The sequence below is a fragment of the Pararhodospirillum oryzae genome, assembly GCF_007992075.1.
Taxonomy (GTDB): domain Bacteria; phylum Pseudomonadota; class Alphaproteobacteria; order Rhodospirillales; family Rhodospirillaceae; genus Pararhodospirillum; species Pararhodospirillum oryzae.
On sequence record NZ_BJZO01000003.1, the window covers coordinates 36,977 to 53,111 of the forward strand.

General features: G+C 70.7%; 13 protein-coding genes. 11 read left to right on the forward strand and 2 right to left on the reverse strand.

All coding sequences use genetic code 11. The features are described from left to right. Positions 1–310 precede the first annotated feature (310 nt). The 4 genes from hemA (at position 311) to ROR02_RS00990 (ending at position 4,246) form a co-directional block, all read left to right on the forward strand. On the forward strand, positions 311–1,615 hold the full coding sequence (hemA, locus tag ROR02_RS00975) for a glutamyl-tRNA reductase (RefSeq protein ID WP_246135333.1): 1,305 nt from the start codon (positions 311–313) through the stop codon (positions 1,613–1,615). Then, positions 1,612–2,676, forward strand: a complete 1,065-nt coding sequence (gene prfA, locus ROR02_RS00980; RefSeq protein WP_147162133.1) for a peptide chain release factor 1 — start codon at positions 1,612–1,614, stop codon at positions 2,674–2,676. Before hemA ends, prfA begins: the two co-directional genes overlap by 4 nt. After that, positions 2,673–3,560, forward strand: a complete 888-nt coding sequence (gene prmC, locus ROR02_RS00985) for a peptide chain release factor N(5)-glutamine methyltransferase (RefSeq protein WP_147162134.1) — start codon at positions 2,673–2,675, stop codon at positions 3,558–3,560. The genes prfA and prmC overlap by 4 nt, the downstream gene beginning before the upstream one ends. 335 nt (positions 3,561–3,895) lie before the next feature. Then, positions 3,896–4,246 carry a hypothetical protein gene (locus ROR02_RS00990; protein WP_147162135.1) on the forward strand — a complete coding sequence of 117 codons (351 nt, stop codon included), beginning with the start codon at positions 3,896–3,898 and terminating at the stop codon, positions 4,244–4,246. Between the two features lie 8 nt (positions 4,247–4,254). Here ROR02_RS00990 and ROR02_RS00995 read toward each other — a convergent pair whose 3' ends face one another. Continuing rightward, complete coding sequence (locus ROR02_RS00995; RefSeq protein ID WP_147162136.1) at positions 4,255–4,827, reverse strand: hypothetical protein; 573 nt, start codon at positions 4,825–4,827, stop codon at positions 4,255–4,257. 196 nt (positions 4,828–5,023) lie between these two features. Between ROR02_RS00995 and ROR02_RS01000 the strand changes: the two genes are divergently transcribed. The 4 genes from ROR02_RS01000 to ROR02_RS01015 all read left to right on the forward strand — a co-directional run bounded on the left by ROR02_RS01000 (position 5,024) and on the right by ROR02_RS01015 (position 10,757). Further along, positions 5,024–6,325 (forward strand): RsmB/NOP family class I SAM-dependent RNA methyltransferase, encoded by a 1,302-nt coding sequence (locus tag ROR02_RS01000; RefSeq protein WP_147162137.1) that lies wholly within the window; start codon positions 5,024–5,026, stop codon positions 6,323–6,325. A 20-nt stretch (positions 6,326–6,345) separates the two neighbouring features. Then, positions 6,346–7,878 carry a glycosyltransferase family 39 protein gene (locus ROR02_RS01005; RefSeq protein WP_170244901.1) on the forward strand — a complete coding sequence of 511 codons (1,533 nt, stop codon included), beginning with the start codon at positions 6,346–6,348 and terminating at the stop codon, positions 7,876–7,878. A 146-nt stretch (positions 7,879–8,024) separates the two neighbouring features. Beyond that, complete coding sequence (locus ROR02_RS01010) at positions 8,025–9,170, forward strand: glycosyltransferase family 4 protein (protein WP_147162139.1); 1,146 nt, start codon at positions 8,025–8,027, stop codon at positions 9,168–9,170. A gap of 75 nt (positions 9,171–9,245) precedes the next feature. Then, positions 9,246–10,757, forward strand: a complete 1,512-nt coding sequence (locus ROR02_RS01015; RefSeq protein ID WP_147162140.1) for a YifB family Mg chelatase-like AAA ATPase — start codon at positions 9,246–9,248, stop codon at positions 10,755–10,757. Between the two features lie 19 nt (positions 10,758–10,776). On the opposite strand, the gene ROR02_RS01020 is transcribed toward ROR02_RS01015, so the two are convergent. Then, positions 10,777–11,970, reverse strand: coding sequence for a glycosyltransferase family 4 protein (locus ROR02_RS01020; protein WP_147162141.1), 1,194 nt, complete (start codon positions 11,968–11,970; stop codon positions 10,777–10,779). 194 nt (positions 11,971–12,164) lie between these two features. Between ROR02_RS01020 and ROR02_RS01025 the strand changes: the two genes are divergently transcribed. From ROR02_RS01025 to ROR02_RS01035, 3 genes are all read left to right on the forward strand, one after another. Further along, positions 12,165–12,455, forward strand: coding sequence for a hypothetical protein (locus tag ROR02_RS01025; protein ID WP_147162142.1), 291 nt, complete (start codon positions 12,165–12,167; stop codon positions 12,453–12,455). A 182-nt stretch (positions 12,456–12,637) separates the two neighbouring features. Beyond that, a complete protein-coding gene (locus ROR02_RS01030; protein ID WP_147162143.1) occupies positions 12,638–13,831 on the forward strand; it encodes a glycosyltransferase family 9 protein in 1,194 nt (397 codons plus the stop codon). Positions 13,832–13,865: 34 nt separating this feature from the next. Beyond that, a complete protein-coding gene (locus tag ROR02_RS01035; RefSeq protein ID WP_170244902.1) occupies positions 13,866–15,923 on the forward strand; it encodes a tetratricopeptide repeat protein in 2,058 nt (685 codons plus the stop codon). The last annotated feature ends 212 nt before the right edge of the window (positions 15,924–16,135 follow it).

Sequence of the window (16,135 nt, forward strand, 5' to 3'; positions counted from 1 at the left end):
TCCGACAGGGGGCGGACGTCGACACCAAAACAGGCAAGGGATCAACAGTAATCCCGTCCGCTTGCATCCGGCAAGCCGTGGCGGGCGCTTTGGGGGACGCGACGCGCGCGTTTTGTGGACAGGCGGGGTACCGGGATGGTATCGGGTCCCCTTTGGCTGAATCGCCGCGCCAGCGTTCGCGGGGGACGATGTCCGTCCCCTGCCCGTTCCCTTAAGGATTCATGACCCGTGGCCGCCCTTTCAACACGTATCGGACTCCTGGGACCTCCGGGCGGTCGGGCGCGCGGCCACTAGGCGGGAGACGCGGGCGGTGAGCGACGAGGCCGGCACCGGCATCGAGGGCTATCTGATGATCGGGGTGAACCAGAAGATCACCCCGCTGGCCTTGCGTGACCGCATCACCATGGATGATCCGGCCGCGATGGCCTTGCTGACCCGCCTGCGCCAGCAGGGCCTGAGCGATGTCCTGGTGCTTTCAACGTGCGATCGGGTCGAGATCATGGCCCACGGGGCGGATCCCCAGGCGGTGCGGGGCCAGATCCTGGGCGCCCTGGCCCAGGCCACCGGGGTGGACGAAACCGCGCTCGCGGGTCACATGGTTGATGTGCGCGGGATCGAGGCGATCCGCCATCTGTTTCGCATCGCGGCCTCGCTGGAAAGCCAGGTGGTTGGCGAGCCGCACGTGCTGGGGCAGGTCAAGGCCGCTCACCGGCTGGCCCGGGACGCGGGCGTGGCCGGATCGGCGCTTGAAAGCGTGTTGCAGGCCGCCTACGCCAGCGCCAAGCGGGCCCGGGCCGAAACCCCCCTGGCCGAAGGGCCGGTGAGCCTGGCGGCGGCGGCGGTGCAGGTGGCGCGCGATCTGCACGGCGATCTGTCAACGTGCCGGCTGCTGTTGCTGGGCACGCAGGAAATGGGCGAGCTGATGGCCGAGCAGCTGCTGGCCGCCGGGGTGGGGCGGCTGGTGGTGTGCAGCCCGCGCCGGCTGCGCGCGGAAGCGGTGGCCACCCGCCTGGGCGGACTGGTCGCCGGGCACGACCGGCTGATGGATCTGCTGGCGGATTCCGAAATCGTGCTGGTGGCGGTCAACGGGTGTTCGCATACCCTCTCCGAGGAAGCCGTCCGCCTTGCCTTGCGCCGGCGGCGCAACCGGCCAATGTTCCTGGTCGATGTCACGGTGCTGGGGGCGATCGAGCCGGCCGTGGAACGCCTGGAATCCGCTTTTGTCTACGATCTCGCCGACCTCGAAGGCGTGGCCGAACGGGGGCGCGCCAACCGCGACGAGGCGGCCCGGGCCGCCTCGCTCATGGTGGAGGACGCCGTGCAGGCGTTCGCGCGCCAGCGGGCCGAACGGCGCGCGGTGCCGGCGATCATGTCGTTGCGCGCCCTGTTCGATGTCGAGCGGCGCCGCGCGTTGGACGAAGCCCCCGACGATGCCGAAAAGGCCACGCGGCTGCTGGTGGGGCGGCTCTTGCACGCGCCCTCGGCCGCGCTGCGCGCCATGGCCGCCGAGGGCGATACCGCAACCAAGGATCGCGCCGAGGCCATGTTGCGCCGTTTGTTCGCGCTGGACGCCGAGGCCGACGAAGAGAACTCCGAGAAGGGAACCAGTCCATGAGCCTGGAGGACAACCTGGCCCGGGTGGTGGCCCGGCACGACGAGCTGCACGCCCTGCTGGCCCGCAGTCACGGGGGCGGCGAGGAATTCGTGCGCTTGTCGCGCGAGCTGTCCGACCTGACCCCGGTGGTCGAGGCGGTGGCCGAACTCACCCGCGCCCGCGCCGAGCGGGCCGAGGCCGAGGCGATGCTGGAAGACCCCGATCTGCGCGCCCTTGCCCGCGAGGAGATCGAGCGGCTTGATCAGGTGTTGCCGGGCCTGGAGCAAGACGTGCGCCTGAAGCTGCTGCCGCGCGACGAGGCCGACGACCGGGGCGTGATCCTGGAAGTGCGCGCGGGCACGGGGGGCGACGAGGCCGCCTTGTTCGCGGGCGATCTTTTGCGCATGTACAACCGCTATGCCCAGGAACGGGGCTGGCGCTTCGAGGTGCTGGACGCCTCGGAAAACGATCTGGGGGGCATGAAGGAAGCCAGCGCCTCGATCTCCGGCAAGGGGGTGTATGCCCGCCTGAAGTACGAATCCGGCGTGCACCGGGTGCAGCGGGTGCCGGTGACCGAGGCGGGCGGACGCATTCACACCTCGGCCGCGACCGTGGCCGTGCTGCCCGAGGCCGAGGAAGTGGACGTGCAGATCGATGAAAAGGATCTGCGCGTGGATACCTACCGCTCGCAAGGGGCCGGCGGTCAGCACGTCAACACCACCGACAGCGCCGTGCGCATCACCCACTTGCCTTCGGGCGTGGTGGTGCAATGCCAGGATGAAAAATCGCAGCACAAGAACAAGGCCAAGGCCATGCGCATGCTGCGCGCGCGCCTGTACGACCATGCCCGCCAGCAGGCCGACGACGCGCGGGCGGCGGCGCGCAAGACACAGGTGGGGTCGGGCGATCGTTCGGAGCGCATTCGCACCTACAACTTCCCGCAAGGACGGGTGACGGATCACCGGATCGGGCTCACCTTGCACCGTCTGCCCGAGGTTCTGGCGGGAACGGCGCTCGACGAGGTGATCGATCCCCTGATCGCCGAGGATCAGGCGGCGCGCCTCGCGACGCTGGGGGCATGACGCCCTTGCCCGGGGTTCCGCTGCCGGCCGTGCTGGCCCGGGTAACGGCGGTCTTGAAGGCGGCCGGGATCGAAGGACCCCGGCGCGAGGCCCGCTTGCTGGCCGCGCATGTCCTGGAGGTGGCGCCGGGGGCTTTGCTGGCCGATCCCGACCGGATGCTGGACCCGGCCCAGGCGGCGGCGCTGGATGCCCTGGCCCGGCGGCGCGCGGCGCGCGAACCCTTGTCACGCCTGGTCGGCCGGCGCGGGTTCTGGACCCTGGATCTGGCGTTGTCGCCCGATACCCTGGATCCCCGTCCCGACACCGAAACCCTGGTTCAACTGGCCCTTGATCTGCTGCCCCCGGCCTTTGCCGACGGACGCATGGGGCGGGTGGTGGACGTGGGCACGGGGACGGGGTGCATCGTGCTGGCCCTGCTCAGCGAACGGGCCGATCTGCAGGGGCTGGGCCTTGACATTGCCCCGGGCGCGGCGCGCACGGCGCGGGACAACGCCCGCGCGGCCGGTCTTGGGGACCGCGTGGCCTTCGCGGTTTCCGATTTGCTGGCGGCCGTGCGCGGCCCGGTGGACCTGATCGTGTCCAACCCGCCCTATATTCCCACCGGGGTCCTGGAAACCCTGGATCCCGAGGTGATCCGCTTCGATCCCCGCCGCGCCCTGGATGGCGGGGCGGATGGCCTGGACTTTTATCGCCGTCTGGCCCACGACGCGCCGCGCTGCCTGGCGCCGGGCGGACACCTGGCCGTCGAAGTGGGGCAAGGCCAGGCGGACGCGGTCGCGGCGCTGCTGAGCGAAACCGGGTTCGAGGCGGTGGGCACGCGGGCCGATCTGGCCGGCATTGCCCGATGCGTGCACGGGCGCCGGGGAAGCCAGCAGGGACGCTAGAGTTTATCAGGGAAAAGTGGACACTGCTTTTCCCGAAAAGACAAATTAAAACAAAAAGATGCGGAGTCTGTCGGCTTCCATCCGAAGGCGACGGACTCTGGAGTCCGGTTCTCCGGGCCGGGCGTTGTGGGCCCTCATGCGAAAAACACAGACTTCCTGCCCTCGGGTCTGAAGCAAGGCTTCCCCGTGCAACGCTCCTTTAACGAAAAAAGGATAGATACAAAGGGATCCCGATGACCGTGAAATGGGTCGGGGAAAGGAACCCGGTCCGGGATCCGTGCTGAGGGAAGGCGCGTTGGGATCAGACGCCTGTCCAGCCAGGGAGGAGGGCCCTCATGCTTGCCGGTTTCGCCGTGTTTGTTGCCCGCTTTTTTGGGTGGGGCCTGCTGGCCCTTTCGGCCCTTCTGGCGTCGGGAGAGGCGGTGCTGGCCCTGGGAGGGGCGTCGCCTGACGGCCTGTCCACCCGCGAGATCTGGGTTTTGCTGTCGGGAGGCGTGCCCTCCCTCGATCCCACTCAACCGGCCGAGTGGGGGACCGCCTTGCGGATGCTGCTCGATGGCCCCGCCTGGATGGCCATGGGCGGACTGGGTTTGGTCTTGAGCGTGGTTTTCCGCCCCCGCCGGCGCGTGCGCCCTCATCCGCGCCCGCGTCCGCGCCCCCGCACGTATTTGCGTTCCCTGGAATAAACGGGCTGTCAGTCCTGCCCCAGGCTGATGACGCCGTGGGCCATCACGCCTTGCTCTCCCTGGCCTGTCGGGCCCATCACCCTCACGTCCGCTTCGTACACGGCGCCGCTTTCGGGAAAGCAGGGCCCGAGATAGCCCACCCGGGGGCCGAGCGCGGCCCCGTGGGAGCGTTCGATCCAGGCTCCCGGCGGAAGGGACTCGGTTTGACCGGGGACCGGGGGCGTGACGAACAACGAGGCGCCCAGGGGAAGCGTCCAGCCGACCACCCCCAGGCCGCCGTCGTCCAGGTCGGAATCGCCGCGCTTGCTGAAGGCCACCAGAACCGTTCGCGCTCCCGTCGGGATTCCCCCAATGATCAGGGGCGGCGTCCGGCCCGTGCCCCCCAGGGCCTTGCACCGTCCCTCGGCGGGAACGGTTTTCCCATTCCAGTGCGCCGAATCGAAGCGGACCGTGACCACGGGAAGGGGGTCTATCCCCGCCGTTTCGTCGGGGGAGTCGAACGCGCCGGGGGGTGTGTCGGGGGCCGGGCCGTGGCAGGCCGCCACCAGCAGCGCCAGGGGGAACAAGAACCGGCGTACCATGGGATCCCTCTTTTCGTTGCGACGCCTTATCGATCGCGGCGCCACTATGGCACAGGCGGGTCTTGCCTGTCAGCGCATGGCGTGCGGGCCGGGGGCTGTTCACGCGCGACCGGGCGGCCCGGACCACTCTTTGTCTGCCCAAGCGGCTCTGGCCGCTTCTTGCCTGAAACCCGCGCTCGGAGTACAACCCGGCCCCATGACAGAAACCGCCACCGCCACCCGGGCCGCCGCCCTGGACGTCATGGCTGCCGTCCTGGACGAGGGCCGGCCGCTTGACGATGCCTTCGATCCCCCCACCCGTGCCCTGGGGCCGCGTGACCGGGCCTTTGCCCGGCTGCTGGTGGCCACCACCTTGCGCCGGCTGGGACGGCTTGACCGTATCTTGAAGGGCTTTCTCGACAAGCCGCTTCCCAAGCGGGCCTCGGGGGCCCGCCATCTGCTGCGCCTGGGGGCGGCGCAAATGCTCTTTTTGGGCACGCCGGCCCATGCCGCCGTGGCCACGGCGGTCGAGGCGGCGCGCCGGCGCCAGTTGCACCCCTATGCCGGGCTGATCAACGCCGTGTTGCGCAAGATCGCGCGCGAGGGTGCCCAGCGTCTGGCCGAGATCGACGATCCCTTCGCCGACCTGCCGCCCTGGCTGGCCCAGTCGTGGGTGGAGGCCTATGGCCCGGAAACGGCCGCCGCCATGGCCCGCGCCAGTAGCTGCGAGGCCCCCTTGGATCTGACGCCGACCGATGGCGACGCCCAGGCCCTGGCCCAGCTGGTGGGGGGCGTGGTGCTGCCCACCGGCTCGGTGCGCCTGAAGGCCTCGGGCGCCATTCCCGACCTGCCCGGGTTTCGCGAAGGCAAGTGGTGGGTGCAAGACACCGCCGCCGCCCAGCCGGTGCGGCTGGCCGGTCCGGTGGCCGGGCGCCGGGTTCTGGACCTGTGCGCCGCGCCCGGCGGCAAGACCTTGCAACTGGCCAGCGCCGGGGCCCGGGTCGTGGCCCTGGACCGCTCCGAGCCGCGGCTGGCCCGGGTTCGCGAGAACCTGGACCGCACCCATCTTGGCGAGGCCGTGACCCTGGTCTGCGCCGATGCCACCACCTGGGCGCCCGCCGACGAAGCCCTGTTCGACGTGGTGCTGGTCGATGCCCCTTGCAGTGCCACCGGCACCGTGCGCCGTCATCCCGACGCGCCTTGGCGCAAACGGCCGGGCGACGCGGCCGCCCTGGCGCCAACCCAGGATGCCTTGCTTGATACCGCGATTCGCCTGCTGGCCCCCGGGGGCGTGCTGATTTACGGGGTGTGCTCCCTTCAGCCCGAGGAAGGCGCGCCCCGGATCGAAGCCGCGCTGGCCCGTCACCCCACCGTGCGCCGGAACCCGGTGACGGCGGGCGAGGCCGGCCTGGACGCCACCATGCTCACCCCCGAGGGTGATGTGCGCCTGCTGCCTTGCCATCTGGAGGCCGAGGGCGGCATGGATGGGTTTTTCATCGCCCGCCTGGTTCGCCCATGAGATCGGGCACGGGTGCTTGGATGGAGCGCGCGGCCCTGGCGCTGGCGGTGCTGGTGCCCGTAACCGCGCTGCTGATCCAAGGAGGCGCCTGGACCGGCGGGCGCAACGATGACGCCGAGCTTCTGTTGCACGGCCAGACCCTGGCCCTGGCCTACGATGCCTTGAACCCGCCGCTGGTGGCCTGGATTTCGTGGGCCTTCCAGCAGGTCCTGGGCCCCACGTTGTGGGCCGTGCGCCTGCCCATCACCCTGGCCCTGATCGCGACGGCTGGTCTGGCCGGGGCGCTGGCCCGGCGCCTGTCGCCCGACCCGTTGGTGCGCGCCTTGGGCACGCTGGCGCCGTTCACCCTGCTTCATCAGGGCTTTTATGTTTCGTTGAACCTGTCGCACAGCGTCTTCCTCACCCTGGGGGCGCTGGCCGCGCTCGTGGCCCTGATCGCCGCCACCGATCGCCCCACGCCGGGGCGCTTCATCGTGCTGGGGCTCGTGGCCGGGCTGGCCTTGCTGACCAAGTACAATGCCGTTGTCGTGCTGGCGGCGCTGGGGCTGGCCGGCCTGGCCGTGGAGCCGGTGCGCCGCGCGATCTGGGGCTGGAAGGGGATGCTGGCCGGGCTGGTCGCCGCCCTGGTCGCCGGCCCGGTGTACGGGGCGCTGGCGCTGCATCCCGAGGGGTTCGCCCACCTCTATCAGGCCAAGATGGGCTTGAGCGCGCCCCAGCCCTGGCCGGCCGGGGTGGGGGCGGGCGTGCTGAGCGTGCTGTCCCACGGGTTTTCCGTGCTGCTGCCCGGGGCCGGGTTGGCGCTGGTTGTTTTCCTGCCCGGGGTGGCGCGGCGCATCCGCGCCCAACGCCGCTTCGTGCTGGGGCCCGAGGGCGAGGCAGCCTGGCCGTGGCGCCTTGCCGTGCTGATGCCCACGCTTTACGCGGGCCTGCTGGCCGGGGTGGCCCTGATCGGCCAGTCGCGGGGCTACAGCGCCCATCACCTGCTGCCGGTGGGCTTGGCGATGGTGCCCCTGGTCGTGGCCCTGGCCAGCCAGCCGCCGGCCGGGCGCGCCGAGCGGATCTTGTTTCTTTCCCTGAGCCTCGCCCTGGCCGGCGCGGCGCCGGTGGCCCTGGCTCATTTCACCTGGCGCACGGCGGCGACGTGCACGGGCAAGTGCAACATCGTGTTGCCCTATGGCGACTACGCGCGCGGTCTGCGCGGAGCCGGCTTCACCGGGGGCACGGTGGTGCAACTGACCTCGGTGCATGCCCTGCCGCTCGCCAACCTGCGCGCCTGGTTTCCCGACAGCCGCTTCGTGCGCCCGCTCGATCCCCAGGCCCGGGTTTTCGTGCCGCCGCCGCGCGATCCGCCCGGCGATTGCGTCGTGCTGTGGGATCCCGCCGTCCCCCCCGCCCCCACTCCCGAGGCGCTGGCCCGGGCCCTGGGGCTCGATCCCGGGGAACTGGCCGGCGGGCACCAGGGCGTGGTGTCGGGCCCGCTTGCCCTTTCGGGACGGCCGGGGCCCACCCTCGCCTACGCCCTTCTTCCCGGCGCCGGGGCCCGCTGCCCCTGACCCTGCCCGTTCGGGCGGTTTTCCCTGGCTAGAGCGCATTCCGATCGAAACGGATCGGCGGATGCGCTCTAGCTTTTTGATTTTTCGCATTTTCGGACCGCCGAAACGGTGTCATTTGGGCTGAAAATGCTCTGGAGAGGATTCCCATGACCAAGCCCCGCCCCCGGCTGTTGTTCCTGGTCACCGAGGACTGGGCCTTCTGGCGCCACCGTCGGCCCATGGCCCGCGCGGCCCGGGCGGCGGGGTTCGAGGTCGCGGTGGCCTGCCGGGTTTCCACCTACCGCGAGGCGATCGAGGCCGAGGGTTTTCGGGTCATCCCCCTGCCCTGGAACCGCCAGGGCGCCAACCCGTTCACCGAGGCGGTGTTGCTGGCCCGGGTCGTGGCCCTGCTGCGCCGCGAACGCCCGGATCTGGTCCACGCCGTGGCCCTGAAACCCGCCGTGCACGGCGCCCTGGCCGCCGACTTCGCCGGCCGGCCGCCGGTGGTGGTGACCGTGGCCGGCATGGGGTATGTCTACAGCGCGAACACCGTGAAGGCGCGGATGCTGCGCCCGGTGATTTCGCTGCTGTTCCGGCTTGTGGTCAACAGAAACGGTCGCCGCCTGATGGTGCAAAACACCGATGATCGCGCCTATTTCGTCGGGCGCGGGCTGGTCGCGGATCAGCGCACGGTGCTGGTGCCGGGGTCGGGGGTGGACGTGGAGCTGTTCCACCCCGCTCCCGAGCCGGAAGGCACGCCGGTGTTCGCCTATGTCGGGCGAATGACCCGGGAAAAGGGCCTGCTGGACCTGATCGAGGCGGCGCGGCTGTTGCGGGCGCGATCGGTGGACGCGCGGGTTGTTCTCGTGGGCGCCCCCGACCCCGGCAACCCGACCAGCGTGCCCGAGGCGACGTTGCGCGACTGGCAGGCCCAGGGCTTGGTGGAATGGCTGGGCCTGCGCGAGGACATCAACGCCGTTTGGGCCCAGGCGCACGTCGCGGTGTTGCCCAGCACCAGCGAAGGGCTGCCCAAGATGCTGCTGGAAGCCGGCGCGGCGGGGCGCCCGGCCGTGGCCACCGACGTGCCCGGCACGCGCGACCTGGTGGTGGACGGCGAAACCGGGGTGCTGGTGCCGCTCCACGATCCCCGGGCCCTGGCCGAGGCCCTGGCGGCCCTGGCCGGCGATCCCGAGCGACGGCGACGGTTGGGGGCGGCGGCCCGCGAGCGGGTGACGGCCCTGTATTCAGCCGAGGCCATCGGCGCGGCCACGGTGGCGGTGTATCGCACCCAGCTGGAAGCGCCGTCGTCTTGATTTTAGGGCGTGACCGCCTGCAACCGGGTGGCGTATAAACGGGGCAGGAACAACGATCCAGGAACGGTTCGGCCCATGATTGCGCGCATCGCCACCACGGCCTTCCAGGGGATCGAGACCGTGCCGGTCGAGGTCCAGGTGTCGATGACCAGCGGATTGCCCGCCTTCACCGTGGTCGGGCTGCCCGATAAGGCGGTGGCGGAAAGCCGCGAACGGGTGCGCAGCGCCTTGGCCGCCATCGGGCTTGCCCTGCCGCCCAAGCGGATCACGGTCAACCTGGCGCCGGCCGATCTGGTCAAGGAAGGCAGCCACTACGACCTGCCCATTGCGCTCGGGCTTCTGGTCGGCATGGGGGTGCTGGACGCCGAGGAAATGGCGCGTTTCCTGGCCCTGGGCGAACTGGGGCTGGATGGGTCGATTGCCTCGGTGGGGGGCGTGCTCCCGGCGGCGCTGGCGGCGCAGGTGGCCGAGCGGGCCTTGATCTGCCCGGCGGCGCAAGGCGGGGAAGCGGCGTGGGCCGGGGCGAACGAAATCCTGGCGCCTTCGGGGCTTCTCGATCTGATCAACCACCTGAAGGGGACCCAGGTCCTGGGCCGTCCCCAGCCGGAAATCGCGGCCGAGGCGGGCCGGGTCCCCGATCTCGCCGACGTGCGCGGCCAGGAATCGGCGCGCCGTGCCCTGGAAATCGCCGCCGCCGGCGGCCATGCCCTGCTGATGATCGGGCCGCCCGGCGCGGGCAAGTCGATGCTGGCCCAGCGCCTGCCCGGCCTGCTGCCCCCCCTGGCCCCGGCCGAGGCGCTGGAAGTCAGCATGATCCATTCCGTGGCCGGCCTGCTGGAAGGCGGGCGTCTGCTGCGCCGGCGGCCTTTTCGCGATCCCCACCACACCGCGACCACGGCGGCCCTGACCGGGGGCGGCGCGCGGGCGCGCCCGGGCGAGATCAGCCTGGCCCATCACGGGGTCTTGTTCCTCGACGAGTTGCCCGAGTTCCAGCGCCCGACCCTGGAGGCCCTGCGCCAGCCCCTGGAAACCGGGCGGGTCACGGTGAGCCGGGCCAACCTCAGTGTCACCTACCCCGCGCGTTTCCAACTGGTCGCGGCCATGAACCCGTGCCGGTGTGGCTGGCTGGATGACCCGGCCCAGGCCTGTTCGCGGGCGCCGCGCTGCGCCGAGGAATACCAGGGCCGTCTGTCGGGGCCTTTGCTTGATCGCATCGACCTGACGGTTGAAGTGCCGGCGGTTCCGCCTTTGGATCTGGCCCGCCTGACCCCGGGGGAGGCCTCGGCCCCGGTGGCGGCCCGGGTGGCGGCGGCCCGCGCCCGCCAGGCGGAGCGCTACCAGGGGATGGGCATCGCCACCAACAGCCAGGCCGAGGGCGACGCGCTCTTGCGGGTGGCCACCCCCGACCCGGCCGGCGCCGCGCTGCTGGCCGAGGCCACGGAGCGGCTGCGGCTGTCGGCGCGGGCCTATCACCGGGTGCTGCGGGTCGCGCGCACCCTGGCCGACCTGGAAGGAGCGCCCACGGTGGGGCGGATCCACGTGGCCGAGGCCCTGGCCTACCGCCCGCGCCCGCGCGTCCGCCGCTGACGCGGACAAGGGCAGCGCGTCAGGCCAGGGTGTTCAGGGTTTCCATCAGGTCCTTCACCTGGGCTTCCCACGACCAGCGGGCCAGGAAGCGGGCGCCGGCCTGGCCGCGCCGGGTGGCGCGCTCGCGGTGGACGTAGGCGTCTTCCATGGCTTCCACCAGTTCCTCGACCGAGGTTTCGCCCCAGCCGGTGCGCCAGGGCTGGGCACCGTCGTCGGTCAGGTCGCCTTGCTCGGTCAGGGACCAGCACACCGGTTCCCCCATCGCCCTTTGGCCCGCGATCAGGTCCAGGTGCCCGGTGTTGGCCGACACGATCGCGGGCACGCCGCAGGCCATGGCTTCCATGGCCACCAGGTTGGTGCCCCCTTCGCAGCGGTTGGGGAACACGGCCAGGTCGCATTCGCGCAGCACGCGGGCGGTGGCGGCGTTGGCCAGGGGGCCTAGGTCCAAGACCGCGTCGGGGGAAAGGCCCAGGCCCTCGAACCACGGGCCGAGGCACAGGCGCCCGCGCCCGTCCACCGTGGGCAAGGTGTCCACGTGGGGGGATTCCTCCAGGGTTTCCAGGCATTCGGGCCAGAGGTTATGCCAGGCGGTCACCAAGAGGGCGTCGGGATGGCGCTGGTGGAAGATCCTGAACGCGGCGATCACGATATCCTGGCCCTTGCGGTATTCCAGCTTGCCGCCCGAAAACACGACGAACCGCCCGGGAGGCATCAGGCCGGCCCGGGGCGCGGGATGGAACACGCTGGGATCAATGCCCTGGAAGTGCAAGCGCGCGTGGGTCACGCCGTGGGCTTCCAGCACCATCTGGTTCCAGCTTGATCCGGTGATGATAACCTTGAAGCGCTCGGCGGCCGCGAGATTGGGCCCGGGCACCAGGGCGGATTCAAAAAACACCACGCCCACGTCGGGCTGGCCGCGCACCTGATCGGAAAAAGGGTTGATGTCCAGGCCGTCGGCCAGGCCGTGCAGCACGAGATAAGGGAGATCCAGTTCCCCGTGCAGCGCCAGCAGGTGGTTCATGCGCGCGTGCTCGGCCAGGGCGGGCGCCAGCAGGCGCTGGCCCAGGGGGTCGAGCCACTGATCAAGAGGGGCGTTCGACAGCGAAAACGGCACCGGGCGGTGGCCCAGGCGAGAAAGCTGAAGGGCCAGGTTCAAGGCATAGGTGCCCCATCCGCTGGGCAGGCCCATTTGCCAGGCGATGCCAACCCGCATGCGTTTCTCCTTTGCGTGAGGTCCCGGCCAGCTTGCGGTCGGGGCGCGTCAAGACCCGTCGTGGCGCCCTCTGGTAATGGCACATGACAGACGCGGCGGTGAAGGGTATCCTTAATTCCGCACACGCAGGGCCCGAAGGGCCCTGCCGCCCCTTGACCCTCTGGCGTCCGCGTGGACCAGAAAGGAGTTCTTTCATGTCGGATCTGATGCTCAACCAGATTCAAGTCCTGCTGAACAAGCTGTCGGACGACGTCGCCCGCATGGGGGATCTGTCGTCGGAGCAAATCAATAATCTTTTGAACATGATGGAAGGTCTGGCGGCCCACGTTCTGGGCACGCGGGCGGTGGTGGCGGCCCTGGTCAAGAAGTATCCGGTCGAGATGGCGGACGTGGAGGCCTTTTTCGCCGAGGGGGAAAACCCTCCGGCCGAGGATGTGCTGGCGGTCGCGCGGCATCTGGTCGAAGGCGAGCAGCCCAAGGACTGAGCCGGGAGCGGACGCGAACGGATGTTTTTTCGCACGAGATAACGTGCCTGAAGGGTGAAGGGGCCGTTTCTCGTTGAAGGGCCTCGGTGTCGGGTGCGTTGGGGTGTTTCTTCCCCGGAGCGCGTCGAGAACGGCCCCCTTTTCTCGCTGGAACCCTTCCAGGAGTCGATAGCGGCGGATCAATGGGGGACCCCCCGAACACCACCGATGCCTTGAACGCGCGAGCCCGGCAGCTGGCGCGGGAAGGCCTTCTGGACGCGGCGGCGCGCGTGTTCCGGCAGGTTGTCTTGCTCGACCCCGCGTGCCCGGCCGCGCGGAGCAACCTGGGGGCGGTGGCGTTGCGCCAGGGGGATCCCGTCCGGGCGGACCGGGAATTCAGCAGGGCCCTGTGTCTTGATCCGGCGTTTGCCGATGCCCGCTATAACCGGGGGGTGGCGAAGCTCCTTTCGGGCGACCTTGCGGGGGGATACCCCGAGTATCGGGCGCGGTGGGCGGCGTGGAACAAGTCCCGCCCGTTTCCCGGGCTCCCGGAATGGACGGGAGAGCGGCTTGCGCTCCCTGTGCTGCTGTTCACCGAACAAGGGATCGGCGACGCCGTGCACTTCGCGCGCTACGTGGCCCCGGTCCGCGAACGCGCCGGGGCCGTGGTGCTGGCCTGTTCGCCGGCCCTGGGATCCCTGCTTGCCACCGTGCCCGGCCTGGATGCCCTGATTCCCCTGGGCGTGACTCCCCCGGCGGCGGGGGCGTGCCTGCCCTTGATGGATACGGCAGGTGTTCTGGGGCTGGGTCCCGCCGACGGGGCCCCGGTGCCGTATCTTTCGGCGGATCCCGTTCGGGAACAGGCGTGGGCCCGCCGTCTCGACGCCTTGGTTCCGGGCGGTTTTCGGGTCGGGGTGGCGTGGCGGGGCAATCCCGCCCATGCCCTGGACCGGGAACGCTCGCTCGCGCCCGCCGCCCTGGCCGGGTTGGCGCGCGTGCCTGGCGTGACCCTGATCGCCCTGCACCCCGACCTTCGGCCCGATGAACGGCGCACGCTGGAGGATCTGGGCATCGCGATGGTGCCGCCCGATGCCGATTGGCGCGACCACGCCTTCGCGGGCCTGGCCGGGCTGATGGCGTCCCTGGATCTGGTGATCAGTGTCGATACCGCCTTTGCCCACGTGGCGGGGGCGCTGGGGCGGCCGGTGTGGGTTCTGCTGCCGGCGGTCCCGGATTGGCGGTGGGGGCTGCACGGTGAAAGCACGCCGTGGTATCCCACCATGCGCCTGTTTCGTCAGGAAACCCCCGGGGGCTGGGGGACGGTGCTTGATTCCGTGAGCCGGCGTTTGACATGGCGGGCCGGGGGACGGGGTTCCGAAAGGACACGCCCGGCGTAGGGATCGGGCGATGTCGCAAGGGGGTGGGGCAAACATGCCGGCATTGCGCGAGGAGCGGTTGGACAGGGCCCTGGCGGCTCATCAGGCGGGCCGCCTGGACGAGGCTCTGGCGGAGTACGACGCGATCCTGGCGACGGATCCGGCGCATGTCGAGGCCTTGCATCTGTCGGCGATGGCGCTTTTGATGCGTGGGCGGCCGGCGGTGGCGGTGGCGCGGGTGCGCCTGGCCCTGGTGCTTGCGCCCGACGCGATGGATCCGTGGCGCGCCCTGGCCCACGCGTGCCAGGCCCGGGGCGACGACGCCGGGGCGGAAAACGCGTGGCGTCGCTTGCTGGCGGTGCGCCCGGGCCTGAGCGCGCCCGTTCTCAGCCTGGGGCGCTTGCTGGTGCGCCGGGGCGCCCTGGCGGCGGCCGAGGCCCTGTACCGGACGCTGGGCTCCCTGATCGAGGCCCAGCATCAGCTGGCGGCGGTTTTGAACGAACGCGGCGCCTACGAGGAAGCCCTGGAGGTGACGGGGCGCTGCCAGGTTCAGGAACAAACTCCCTCGGTTTCCACGCTGCTGAACCGGGGCTTCGCGCTGGCGGGGTTGGAGCGTCCGGGCGAGGCGGCCGAGCTGCTGCGCCATGCGCTGGCCCTTGATCCGGGCTCGTGGCCGGTTCGGGCCAACCTCGCGCGGGTTCTGGAGCGAAGCGGGGCCTGGGCGGAGGCGTTGCGGGTCGTGGAAGGCGCGGGCGACCATCCGGCGGCGGCGGTGATGGCGACGGCCGTGTTGCCGCGCGTGCCCGTCTCGGGGGCCGAGATCGACGAAGCCCGGATCCGGCTGCGGCGTGGCCTGGCGGCCTTGCGCGATCGCGGCGCGTTCCTGCCCGATCCCAACGCCCTGGGCGGGGCGCTGGCGGTGCCGGCCCTGGCCACGCACGGGCGCGACGACACCGCCTTGATGACGGAGCTGGCGGAAACCATGCGTCGGGTGTCGCCGGTGCTGGGACACGTGGCCGCCCATGCGGAAAAGGCGCCCACGGGGGAACGGCGTCGGGTGGGGGTGGTGTCCGCGACCCTGGCCCGTGGCGAAACGGCCCACGGTCTCGTGGCGCTGGTGGAAGAACTAAGGGGGCGCCCGGAACTGGAGGTCGTGCTGGTCGCCCCGGGGCCGGCCAGCAGTCCGGCGTGGGCCCGGCTCGTGGAAGAAGGCACGCGCGAGGCGGTGTTGCCCCGGGATATCCTGCGCGCGCAAAAGGACCTGGAAGCGCTGTGCCTCGATGTGCTGGTCTACCCCGAAGTTGGCGTGGATCCCCTGACCACCGCGCTGGCCCACGCCCGCCTGGCCCCGCTTCAGGTGGCCTTGCCCGGGCATCCCGTGACCACCGGCCTGCCGTCGATCGATGCCTACGTCAGCGCCGACGCGCTGGAGCCTCCGGGGGCACGGGCCCACTATCGGGAACCCTTGATCCGGGTGCCGGGCCTGATGACGTGTCAGCCCCGGCCGCAGCCCGAGGCGGCCGATCGCGCCCGCCTGGCCCTTCCCGAGGACGCGACACTTTATCTGTGCGCGCATCCGCTTGAACGGATTCACCCCGACATGGACGCGGTGTTCGCCCGCGTGCTTGCCGGGGATGCGCGCGGGCGCTTGTGCCTGTTTCGCGCGCCCGAAGGGGAGTTGACCCGTCTGATGGGGGCGCGGCTGGCGGCGGCGGGCGTGCCGGCCGAGCGGCTGGTGTGGTTGCGCTGGCCCCGCCCGGGCATCCGCCAGGCCGCGCTGAAGGCGGTGGACGTGGTGCTGGATGCCTTTTACTGGGGGGGCGGGCCGGCGATCCTGGAAGCGCTGGGGGTGGGCACCCCGGTGGTGAGCTGGCCGGGGCCGTTCATGCGCGGGCGCCGTACCCAGGGATATTACCGGATGATGGGGCTCAACGAAGGCCTCGCCCGCACTCAGGAAGGCTACGAGCGTCTGGCCCTTGCCCTGGGGCGGGAACCGGAGCGGCGGCGGGCCCTGTCGGAACAGCTGCGCGACCGGGCCCCGGGGCTGTTCGACGACCGGCGTTCGATCCTCGCGCTTGCCGACGGGATCCGCTCGTGGACGCGGCCCGCCTAGAGTAATCCGAGATCAGGTTGGGCCATTTCTTGGCCCAACCTGATCTCGAAGTTACTTTAAAATTTATAGAATTAGACTGAAACTGGGCCAACTTGACTCAAGTTGATCCAGTTTCAGTCTAGAGTCGAAAAGAGGGAACCGCGTTTCCCGCAAAAAGAAGAACCCTCGTTCGCATTGCACGGTCCCCCGCCGAGCCTCTCCCTTGAGCGGGT

What these genes read in the sequence shown, in the direction of transcription:
- prfA (WP_147162133.1), top strand. Translation starts at nt 1,612, where the DNA reads ATGAGCCTGGAGGACAACCTGGCCCGGGTGGTGGCCCGGCACGACGAG.
- prmC (WP_147162134.1), top strand. Translation starts at nt 2,673, where the DNA reads ATGACGCCCTTGCCCGGGGTTCCGCTGCCGGCCGTGCTGGCCCGGGTA.
- ROR02_RS00990 (WP_147162135.1), top strand. Translation starts at nt 3,896, where the DNA reads ATGCTTGCCGGTTTCGCCGTGTTTGTTGCCCGCTTTTTTGGGTGGGGC.
- ROR02_RS00995 (WP_147162136.1), bottom strand. Translation starts at nt 4,827, where the DNA reads ATGGTACGCCGGTTCTTGTTCCCCCTGGCGCTGCTGGTGGCGGCCTGC.
- ROR02_RS01000 (WP_147162137.1), top strand. Translation starts at nt 5,024, where the DNA reads ATGACAGAAACCGCCACCGCCACCCGGGCCGCCGCCCTGGACGTCATG.
- ROR02_RS01005 (WP_170244901.1), top strand. Translation starts at nt 6,346, where the DNA reads ATGGAGCGCGCGGCCCTGGCGCTGGCGGTGCTGGTGCCCGTAACCGCG.
- ROR02_RS01010 (WP_147162139.1), top strand. Translation starts at nt 8,025, where the DNA reads ATGACCAAGCCCCGCCCCCGGCTGTTGTTCCTGGTCACCGAGGACTGG.
- ROR02_RS01015 (WP_147162140.1), top strand. Translation starts at nt 9,246, where the DNA reads ATGATTGCGCGCATCGCCACCACGGCCTTCCAGGGGATCGAGACCGTG.
- ROR02_RS01020 (WP_147162141.1), bottom strand. Translation starts at nt 11,970, where the DNA reads ATGCGGGTTGGCATCGCCTGGCAAATGGGCCTGCCCAGCGGATGGGGC.
- ROR02_RS01025 (WP_147162142.1), top strand. Translation starts at nt 12,165, where the DNA reads ATGTCGGATCTGATGCTCAACCAGATTCAAGTCCTGCTGAACAAGCTG.
- ROR02_RS01030 (WP_147162143.1), top strand. Translation starts at nt 12,638, where the DNA reads ATGGGGGACCCCCCGAACACCACCGATGCCTTGAACGCGCGAGCCCGG.
- ROR02_RS01035 (WP_170244902.1), top strand. Translation starts at nt 13,866, where the DNA reads ATGCCGGCATTGCGCGAGGAGCGGTTGGACAGGGCCCTGGCGGCTCAT.